At 46.7% G+C, this 9,623-nt stretch carries 7 protein-coding genes; 1 reads left to right on the forward strand and 6 read right to left on the reverse strand.

Annotated elements, in window-relative coordinates:
* Window positions 1-381: T9SS type A sorting domain-containing protein (locus tag ACFS7Z_RS26405; RefSeq protein WP_377492185.1), on the forward strand; the 381-nt coding region annotated here is incomplete at its 5' end.
* 159 nt (window positions 382-540) lie between these two features.
* Here ACFS7Z_RS26405 and ACFS7Z_RS26410 read toward each other — a convergent pair.
* The 6 genes from ACFS7Z_RS26410 to ACFS7Z_RS26435 form a co-directional block, all read right to left on the reverse strand.
* Entirely contained in the window at window positions 541-786 is a 246-nt protein-coding gene (locus ACFS7Z_RS26410) for a hypothetical protein (protein ID WP_377492188.1), read from the reverse strand.
* Window positions 787-1,321: 535 nt separating this feature from the next.
* On the reverse strand, window positions 1,322-1,603 hold the full coding sequence (locus ACFS7Z_RS26415) for a hypothetical protein (protein ID WP_377492190.1): 282 nt from the start codon (window positions 1,601-1,603) through the stop codon (window positions 1,322-1,324).
* Between the two features lie 418 nt (window positions 1,604-2,021).
* A complete protein-coding gene (locus ACFS7Z_RS26420) occupies window positions 2,022-3,221 on the reverse strand; it encodes a sensor histidine kinase (RefSeq protein WP_377492193.1) in 1,200 nt (399 codons plus the stop codon).
* Entirely contained in the window at window positions 3,211-3,783 is a 573-nt protein-coding gene (locus tag ACFS7Z_RS26425) for a chemotaxis protein CheB (RefSeq protein WP_377492196.1), read from the reverse strand. The genes ACFS7Z_RS26420 and ACFS7Z_RS26425 overlap by 11 nt, the downstream gene beginning before the upstream one ends.
* On the reverse strand, window positions 3,783-4,613 hold the full coding sequence (locus ACFS7Z_RS26430; RefSeq protein WP_377492199.1) for a CheR family methyltransferase: 831 nt from the start codon (window positions 4,611-4,613) through the stop codon (window positions 3,783-3,785). Before ACFS7Z_RS26430 ends, ACFS7Z_RS26425 begins: the two co-directional genes overlap by 1 nt.
* A complete protein-coding gene (locus ACFS7Z_RS26435) occupies window positions 4,603-8,613 on the reverse strand; it encodes a response regulator (RefSeq protein WP_377492202.1) in 4,011 nt (1,336 codons plus the stop codon). Before ACFS7Z_RS26435 ends, ACFS7Z_RS26430 begins: the two co-directional genes overlap by 11 nt.
* Window positions 8,614-9,623 lie beyond the last annotated feature (1,010 nt).

The following is a 9,623-nucleotide window of genomic DNA, read 5'->3' on the forward strand; positions in this document are numbered from 1 at the left end:
AGCCTGGACGACAATGCCGAAGCCTGCACCGCCATCGGCGGGGGCAACATCACCATCCACAAGCCCAGCAACAGGAGCTTTGCCAGGAAGGACGCTGTCGCTGCAGGAGCGGCTCCTGAGGGACATGGGCTGGCCGTCTACCCCACCTCCGTCTCTGGCAGGGCCACTGTCAGTTTCACCCTTGAGGAAGCCGGTGACTACGCCCTGGAGGTGTATGACATGAGGGGTGCCCTCGTGAAGCGGATAGCCGCCGGGGCGGCCGAAGGCGGCAGGCGCTATGAGCACACCCTCTCTGTAGAAGGTATGGGCAAAGGCCTCTACCTGGCCAGACTAACAACCCGGAACATAACTCAAACAGCTAAGATGGTTGTGCAGCGATAATGAAGAGAGGCTCAGGCATAAACTTAACTCCTGCTATTCTTTCAAAAAGTAGATTAAAAGACAAAGATGCCTTGCATATAAACTGTGTAAGGCATCTTACTTTTCAGTAGATGGTGATATAGTTTGTCAAAATTAGTCGATTGCTACAACGCAACACCACTACTCTCCATACTCCTCCGGGCTTACAAAGTCCCAGTATACTTCTAATATGGTAGGGCCTTTAAGGTAGGCAGGAATGGGTGTGTACACGATTATCCCATCTCTGAAAATTCGTTTGCCCGACCTGGAGAGGCGCATGGCTTGCCACAGGAGCCGGTTCTGAATTTCTAAGCCAACGGGGCGCTTGCTGTTAATGTATGGGCTACCCTCTTCGAATTTAAAGACCGTCGTGTGCATAACCAGCATATTCTATAGGTACAATAGACTCTACGTAACATTCTATAATTGGTGTACCAAGGCTGAGCACAATGTCGCTGACGGAAACAAATCTGTTCTACCAGCTTTTGCAGAATGAAATCACAGGAAGAGTACTATCTATAGAACTTACAGGGCAGAGGCTGAGACAAAAGTGATTTAAATCAGTATCAGATGCAGCTAATTGCAGGTAAATGAATAAGGAAAGTCACCAGTATTGAACTTCGGGTGATGGTATGCCAGAGGCCTGTTGGGTAAGTTACAAACAACAAGATTTAATTACTTCTCACCAATCTGGATCTGCTGATACCCATACGTAACAAGCACGTTTATATGCGCTATTAGCTGTTTAGCCTCATCTGTGCCTGGCTCGGCATCTTTCAGTCACTCAATCTGTTGTGATACTGCTTCGCAATCCTCCTCGCTTTCTATACCAATGTATTCGATAACCCCATTCAACTAACATAACCTGCTTCCGAAAACAGCCAAGGAAGTAATGTAATTTGCTACCGGACTAGATCTTCTTTTAAGACTTGTATTTTACCACGTAAGCAACAGAAGTTAAAATCAGAGGATGCTGGCTTTGGAACATCTCTAACATTATCTCCATAATCAAATATTCGCACTTCTCAAGTCTTACGCCTTCCTTCAGAAGATCGTATTTAATTTTGAGAATTCTGATATATGCCTGCGCATCTTTTGCTACCAAAAAGTTGCACAATCCATAATATAGTTCTGCAGATTGCTCACTACTCAGACGAATCCCTAGCCTTTGCATTACCAACTCTTGGGCGCTCCTGTTTTCCATGCTGCTATAGTATCTATCTATTCTTCATGTCGATTGTACGAATTCATAAAGCAAAAAATTGATTAGACAGACCAACTTAGCAAAATTGAGTATTTTGTGGGAAAGGCAGTAGTAACTACTACGGATGATATTAAGATTAAATACGGATTTATACACTTTTAATTGAAGTGGAACCTCACACAGAGCTTTGCCCGCCTCTGCCACCATTTGCAATTTCGCAACATAACGAGGTCAGTAGTGGCAATTTACCTGCTTTAACCTGGGGTGTTGCAGGGGGAAGAAAGTAGCAGTTGCTCGCGCAATGATATGGCATGCTTACTGGCAGCAAAATTTAAATATGTAAAAGCGGAGCCGCGCTCTTGTTGGCTACCCGCGATGGACAAAAGCAAAATGGGCAGCAGAAAGAGTCCTGCAGGATTCACTTTAGATATACTTTAAAAGCAGACCCTTCGCCCAACTCGCTTTCAAAGTCTATTTTACCGCCGCAGTTTTCGGCTATTCTTTTAACAATTGCCAGGCCCACGCCTGTGCCCTCTACGTGCGTGTGCAGCCGTTTGAACATGCCGAAGACCTTCAGCTGGTCCTGCTTCCTCAGTCCCAGACCGTTGTCCTGCACAGTAAGTAGCGTAAAGCCATCTGCACAGGTGGTGGTTACCCTGATTTCAGGCCTCCGCTCAGGCGATCTATATTTTATAGAATTAGAGACGAGGTTGTAGAGGATACTCCGCAGGTTCTTCCTAGAAAAAGAAATCTCCGGCGCCTGCGAGAAATCTTCGACTATGACTGCATCGTGTTTCTCTATCAGGTCCTTTATGTTCAGCTTTATGTCTTCCAGTAGCTCCTTAAAGCTGACTTTGTCTTTCTCTGCTGCGGCATACTGCACTTTGGCAACTTCTGTAAGGTCCGACAGAATGCTCTTAAAGCGACTGACGGAGGTGTTTATCATGTCCATGATGGGTAAAACACCTTCCGGAGGAGCGCCTTTTTCATGCAAGATCTCATGCAGTGCCGTCACCAGCCCCTCAATGTTATTAATAGGCGCCTTCAGGTCATGAGACGCTGTATACACAAAAGTATCAAGGTCTTTGTTTACCCTGGTGAGTTCCTGAGTACGTTCTTTCACCCGCTCTTCCAGTTGCTGGTTCGTCTCGAGGGTCAGTTTATTTACCTTCTCCAGCTGTTTCTTCTGCTGATAGAACCTGACAAAAGCCGAGACTTTTGCCTTTGTAATAAAAGGGTGCAGGGGTTTAAACAGGAAATCGACGGCTCCGGCTTCGAACCCTTCTATGACGTGGGCATCCTGCTCGTCTATAGCGGTAACAAAAATAATGGGGATGTTCCGGGTCTTGGAGATATCCCTGAGGTACCGGGCAACTTCGTAGCCATTCATGCCGGGCATCTGCACATCCAGCAGAATCAGGGCAAGCTCTTCCTGTAAAGCTATTTTTAGCGCATCCTCTCCTGAATTTGCAAAAAGATAGGTAATACTTTCGCCGTTCTTTGAAAGCAGGCTTTCCAGGCTGACCAGGTTTTCGGCTTTGTCATCAACCAAAAGAATCTTTACCGGATGGACCTCTGATGCAAAGGCAGCGGGCCGGATGGATTGGTCAGTGGTCATGTAAAGACAATAAGAAAGATTGAATGCGTTTCAACTTCATTATGCTGCAGTCAGGTATAATTTCTATTGCCGATATAGGCATGGTAGCGACTTCGGCCTCTTCAGGATCCTGAACAATGGCCATGCCTCCTTTACCAAAGATATAACTTAATCCTGAACTTCCGTCTTTACTGGCGCCACTCAGTAGAATTCCAATGGTGTTTTTTCCAAATACATCTGCCACACTCGTGAAAGTCACGTCAATAGAAGGCCTAGAGAAATTCTCCAACTCTGAGACATCCAAAGAAAAGGTATGGTCTTTCTCCAGCAGCACATGGTAATTGGCTGGCGCGAGGTACACGTGCCCGGGTTCAAGCTTCTCCTTCTCTTCTATCTCCACAGCTTTTAATGCCAGCCGCTTCTCAAAAAGCTCCTGCAGATTGCCTTCTAAGTTACGCAGCCTGTGCAGCACCAGTATAATAGGTATGGAGAACGACGCCGGCAGATCCCTGAGAACAGACAGCGACGCCTGAATTCCTCCCCAGGAGCCTCCCATTACAATTGTTTTCGATGCTGTTTCCATCAGCCAGTTTTGCGGTATATCCTGTTTCCCTTGTCCACAAAGGTATAGTTGCTGCTGATCTGAGACATTGCCAAGGTCTCTTTCTTGCCGAGGGCCAAATACCCCAGGCTCACCAGGCTCTCATCAAACAGCTTAAAAACCCGATCCTGTAGCTCCCGGTTAAAGTATATCAGCACGTTTCGGCAAATTACCAGGTGAAACTCATTGAAAGAGGAGTCTGTGGCCAGGTTGTGGGGGTAAAACACCACGTTCTTTATCAGGGAAGAATCGAATTTTACGCTACCGTAGTTGCTGTTGTAATAGCTCGCAAAATCCTTTGTACCTCCCGCAGCATGATAAGCGGCAGTATAACCTGCCATATTAGCTGCCGAAAAAATACCTTCTTTTGCCTGTTTCAGCACTTTCTGATTGATGTCTGTCGCGTAGATCTTCGTCCTTTCTAGCAGGTTAGCCTCCTGCAAAAGTATGGCCAGCGAGAAAAGTTCTTCCCCTGTGGAGCAGCCGGCATCCCAGATCTTAATAAAGGGGTAGGTAGACAGAATGGGCAACACGTTGTTGCGCAGCGACAGAAAGAAAGAGGGGTCACGGAACATCTCCGTCACGTTCACGGTGATCTCCTGCAGGAAATTCTCAAAGAAATAACTGTCGCTGATCAGGGCCTCCCGCAGCTCCTTCAGGGAACTCAGGTGCTTCTGGCTCAGAAACCGTTTTATTCTCCTGTAAACAGAAGCCCGGGCATAGCCACTGAAGTCGTACCCGTACTGGCTGTGTATATCTTTTATCAGTGCCTCTACACCCTGCTCAAATAGCGCGTCGTCATTAAACTTCATACAGCCACACCCGCATCAAGGTCAACAACTTATCTGTGTCTACTGGTTTAGGCACATAGTCTGAGGCACCTGCTTCCATACACTTCTCCTTATCTTCTTTCATGGCTTTTGCTGTTAGGGCAATAATCGGAAGTTGCTTAAAACGCAGATTTTCCCTGATTCGTTTTGTCGCCTCGATGCCGTCCATCTCCGGCATCATCACATCCATTAGCACTATGTGAATTCCTTTCTCTGTCTCCAGCTTTTGAAGCGCCTCGATGCCATTGTAAGCGGCCACTACTTCCATCCCGTGCAGCTCGAGCAGGCTGCTTAAAGAGTAAATATTCCGCACATCATCGTCAACCACCAGCACCTTTTTAGCGCGCAGCACCTCTTCCGGCACATGCAGCTTCATCTTAAAGTCATTTCCCGCTGGCAGTTTCTGGTTTACCTTGTGCAGGAACAACTGCACCTCATCGAGCAGGCGCAGGTACGAGTATTCGTTTTTGATGATAATGGTATTAGCGAACTTCTTTAGCGCTTTCTCCTCTTCCTCACTCAGGTCTTTTCCGGAGTAGATGATAATCGGAATTTCAGTAAGGCCTTTCTGCGACCTGATGTTTTTCATCCACTCATACCCTTTCACGCCCGGCAGGTTCAGGTCCAGTATAATGCAGTCCACTTTCTGCCTGGCCAGCATCCGCTCCGCTTCCTCGGCTGAGTAGGCTGACGTTGACTTTAGGCCATGCGCCAGCAACAGCTCTGCCACTGCTTGGTTTTCTATCTCATTGTCTTCTACTATCAGGATGTTCTCGATAGAGGCATCTGTTATTTGGGAGATCGTATTGAAGGCCTTGTTCAGCATTTCGAGGGTTACCGGCTTGGGCAGGTACTCCTCTTTATCCACCGCTTCGCCTATTACTTCCTGGTCGTAGGCCGACATGACGTGCACGTTTGTATGCCGCAGTTCCTTATCTTCCCTTATCTCCTTCAGCACGTCCCAGCCAGTGGTATCCGGCAAGTGGATGTCGAGCAGAATCGCATCCGGATTCACTTCCCGGGCCACCCGAAGCCCCTCTTCCCCGGTATAGGCCTGGTGGATCTTAAAGTTTTTGGCAGCGGCAAAGTCAGCCAGTATGTCGCTGAATCCTTTGTCATCTTCCACTATCAGCACAGAAATATCATTTCTGTCCCGCGGCTCCATCTTATCAAAAACATGCCTGATTGATTCTGCCTTTCTTTCGGTGGACATTAGTGTCTCCTTCGCTGGTTGCGTCTTGCGCGTTTCTGTATTAGGCACTCTTGGCAGGTACAGCGTAAAGGTGCTTCCCTTGCCTGGCTCACTTTCCAATATGAGTTCGCCACCTAGTAGCGTAGCCAGTTCTTTGCTGATGGTGAGCCCCAGTCCGGTGCCGCCATACTTGCGGGTAGTAGAGGTATCTTCCTGCTGAAATGCCTCGAAGATTACCTCCTGCTTCTCCTTCGCAATGCCAATACCGGTATCGCGTACAGAGAAGGCAACAATATCGGCTTGCTCCCGCAGTTGCTCTGATTTGAAGGCTGGTTTCTTATGCACCTGGTACATGGAGAGCTCTACCTCGCCTCCTTCCCCGGTGAACTTGATCGCATTCCCGATAAAGTTTTTCAGGATCTGCTCGAGGCGAAAACGATCTGTAACAATGGTATCGAAGCTGCCCGGGGTATAGTGCTCGCTGAAGCGTACTTTTCTCATGGAGGCCATTTCCCTGAATAAAGGCTCCAGCGATATCTCCTCCAGCTTAATCTCATCTGCCTCCAGCTTTATCATACCCGACTCAATTTTAGAGAGGTCCAGTATCTCGTTGATGAGCTTCAGCAGGTCATTGCCTGACTTGTGGATGATTTTAGCATGATCTATCTGCTTGGCAGATAATGTACTTTCTGCATTATCTGCCAGTAACCTGGACAGGATAAGAATGCTATTCAGAGGTGTGCGCAGCTCATGTGACATGTTTGCCAAAAAGTCACTTTTGTACTTGCTCACAGTTTCCACCTGCTGTATTTTCAGTTCAATTGCTTCACGCGCGCCTTCCAGAGCTTTGTTTTTGGAGTTCAGCGCCTCGTACTGTTCCTCCAGCAACTGTGCCTTTTCCTCCAGTTCAGCGTTCTTCTCCTGCAGTTCTTCCTGGTTTACACGCAACTCCTCTTCCGATGCCTTCAGCTCTGCATTCAGCTGACGAAGCTCTTCCTGCTGTGTTTCCAGCTCCTCTGCCTGGTTCTGTGTTTCGTAAAGCAGTTCCTGTGTTTGCAGGTGTGCCTTTAAGGTGTGCACTACCACCGACATTCTTTCAGAAGCGGCATTCAGGAACTTCTGCTGCACATCATTGTATGGCTGCCGGGCGCAAAGCTCCAGGGCACCTACTATATTATGAGCGAAATAGAGTGGGAAGATGATGATGGAAGCCGGCGCAATGTCAGATAGCCCGGTTTTGATTTTCATATACTCATCCGGCACTCCCTCCAGCACCTTTACCTTCCGTTCACTTACCACCTGCCCTACTTGTCCTGTACCTATCTCAAAAGCCGGGAGCTGCTCCCGTGTATACGGCACGCCATGGCTGGCAGCAGGCTCCAACTTACCGCTGTTGTTGTGCAGGTACAGGATGCCTGCCTCTGAACCGGTATAATCGCATAAAAAAGAAATTGCTTTCCCGGATATAGTGTCTAGTGCTGTTTCTCCGGAAAGCAGGTCGTTCAATTCAGAAATGCCCGTCAGGATCCAATTTCTGTTCTTGTTTTCGGAGGTGAAAGTCTGCAGGTTTTCCTTCATCTCCCTGATGGCATAACTCAGCACATCTTCCCTGCTTTGCACCGCCACCTCTACATCGTACCTGCCATCCCCTATTGCCTGTGCCACCTGGGAAAGGGCAAGGTTCTTATCCCTCACCCCTCTGAAAGAGGCCGCCACGCTTCCTATTTCATCATCGCTGTCTATGTCTATTACTACATCGGTAGCACCCAGCTTTATGCGATCAGCCGCTTTTTTAAGGTTGTAAAGCGATTTGGAAATAGTATTGACGATATAAAAACAAAGTATAATCGCCAGACTTAGCAGCAGGAGGATAACAATACTCAGGAAGGCAAGGTATTGTTTTTTATCGCTGCTCTCCTCGTTTACCTCCTCTCTGATGCTATTTATCAGTAGCTTCTCCGCCTCCCTGTAGTCCTCTATGCTCTGGGTAAACAATTCAAATGTAGCATGGGTATCAAAAGCAGACATATCAAGCTCTGGATTCTTCTCTATTGCCTGCAGGATACCGGCTACTTGTCTATAACTGTCAGAGGTGATAATTTGCTGCACATCACTTACCGACGCGTCAGGAGCATACCTGCTAAAGTCACTAAGTGATCTGTTGTAGAAATCGATATAGGATTTTGCCATGGCATAGTCACTGTAGGAAAAGGAACCTTGCTGAATGACCATCATCAAAAGACTCCTGATTCTGCCTAACTGTATTTTAGCTTCAGCGAGGTTCCTAAAGGAAAGCAGCTGCTTTCCTATTTTAGCACTACCAATACCTGTTGCATTGGCATCCATTCTTTCCAAAAAGGTAAAAACCAGATTGTCAGTATACTTCCTGAATTCCTCCAGTTCCAGGTTGTTTCTATCAAGTTCACTGCGGTACCTGTTAAGATCGTTCAGTAAGGCTAAATCAGGGAAGAGGCGGCCGGTGCTTTCCAAAAAGTTTTTCAAATCTCTCGCTGCTGTATCAGTTGTGCCTCTGTGAGCTTTTGCTTCCAGCAAGAAAGTAGCCTCTCCTCCTGTAGCTGCCAGAATACGCGCACGCTCCCTCTGGAAGGCATGCAACAGGTTAGAAATTTTCTCTGATTCCTCTAGCTGTATTATTTCCTCTTCCAGCATGTTACTCTCTTCCAATTCTCGCTGAATCGTAACAGTCACAAAGTAAATAAGCGGGATCAACAGCAGAGACAGGAGCAACAACAACTTACTCCTGATCTTTAAATTATCTATAATGTTCATCTTGAGAGCTTAAGGCAATTCATAAGGGGAAATTGAACTGCAAAATATGAAAACACAAGTAATATGTCTCTCTTAATGTTAGAGGTAAATGATTCTAAGAAAAGCAAAGTGGAGTAAAAAGACTATAGATGAAGGTACTGCTGCTATTCATATGATAATAAACTTCTCTCTTTGTTCTTCAAACTTTGCCTGATGCGCCAGGTGCACCTACCCTGAGAAATGTTATCGTGTTTGAAGCAACACAGCAAGACATCTTGCTGCTGGATGTCAATGCTAACATTTATAATTTCTGAGGCGGAGCGACGAATGAACAAAGCTTATGGTCTGGAACTTTCAGGGGCGCAACCATAGTTGAAAGTTAGTGCATGATAAGGAAGGTTTTAGAAAGTAACTAACTAAGAAATACTTTTACCGCTCAGGAACTTCCGGGAACGCTCTTGATGTTATCTTCAAGTGCAGCAGCCAAAAGGGAAGCTGAAACTATAAAAAGGCGCGGGAACATCCACAGACGAACTTCAGTTTAGTCTTCTTGCGCTAAAAATTGGAGCCGAAAAAATTCCTGCATAAAGGAACTTCGGTCACAGATAGGGGTGTTATACCTCTCGCGAGCCTCGGGAAGGCGCAAAAATGCATACTATTTTTACTGAACCAAACACTGGACGCAGAAAACGGCGCTGTTCAAATCGCGCGAAATACATTTGTGAAAAAGGTTCTGAAAAAAATCTACTATAGCATTGCAAAGACAGTAAAGTTTCTTACCTTTGCATCCCGTTTCGGAAGGAGGCGGCAATAACAGGGTTTCGAATGCAGCTTTCTATGCCTTGAAAGAGACAGAGAAAAAGAAAGAAAAAACTTTGTCTGGTTGCTTGCAAAAAGAGAAAGTCTTCTTACCTTTGCATCCGCTTCCAGAACAAAAGGTTCTAAGAGATTGAAAACACCGGCACAGGCTGTGCCGCAGGCGAGGAGAGTAGCTCCTCGACACGTTCTTTGAGAGATTGGTTGAGACAGAA

This window comes from Pontibacter toksunensis (genome assembly GCF_042686245.1).
Taxonomy (GTDB): Bacteria; Bacteroidota; Bacteroidia; order Cytophagales; family Hymenobacteraceae; genus Pontibacter; species Pontibacter toksunensis.

Excerpts from the sequence above, each read along its gene's own strand:
- ACFS7Z_RS26435 (WP_377492202.1), bottom strand. The coding sequence starts at position 8,613 with ATGAACATTATAGATAATTTAAAGATCAGGAGTAAGTTGTTGTTGCTC.
- ACFS7Z_RS26410 (WP_377492188.1), bottom strand. The coding sequence starts at position 786 with ATGCTGGTTATGCACACGACGGTCTTTAAATTCGAAGAGGGTAGCCCA.
- ACFS7Z_RS26425 (WP_377492196.1), bottom strand. The coding sequence starts at position 3,783 with ATGGAAACAGCATCGAAAACAATTGTAATGGGAGGCTCCTGGGGAGGA.
- ACFS7Z_RS26430 (WP_377492199.1), bottom strand. The coding sequence starts at position 4,613 with ATGAAGTTTAATGACGACGCGCTATTTGAGCAGGGTGTAGAGGCACTG.
- ACFS7Z_RS26420 (WP_377492193.1), bottom strand. The coding sequence starts at position 3,221 with ATGACCACTGACCAATCCATCCGGCCCGCTGCCTTTGCATCAGAGGTC.
- ACFS7Z_RS26415 (WP_377492190.1), bottom strand. The coding sequence starts at position 1,603 with ATGGAAAACAGGAGCGCCCAAGAGTTGGTAATGCAAAGGCTAGGGATT.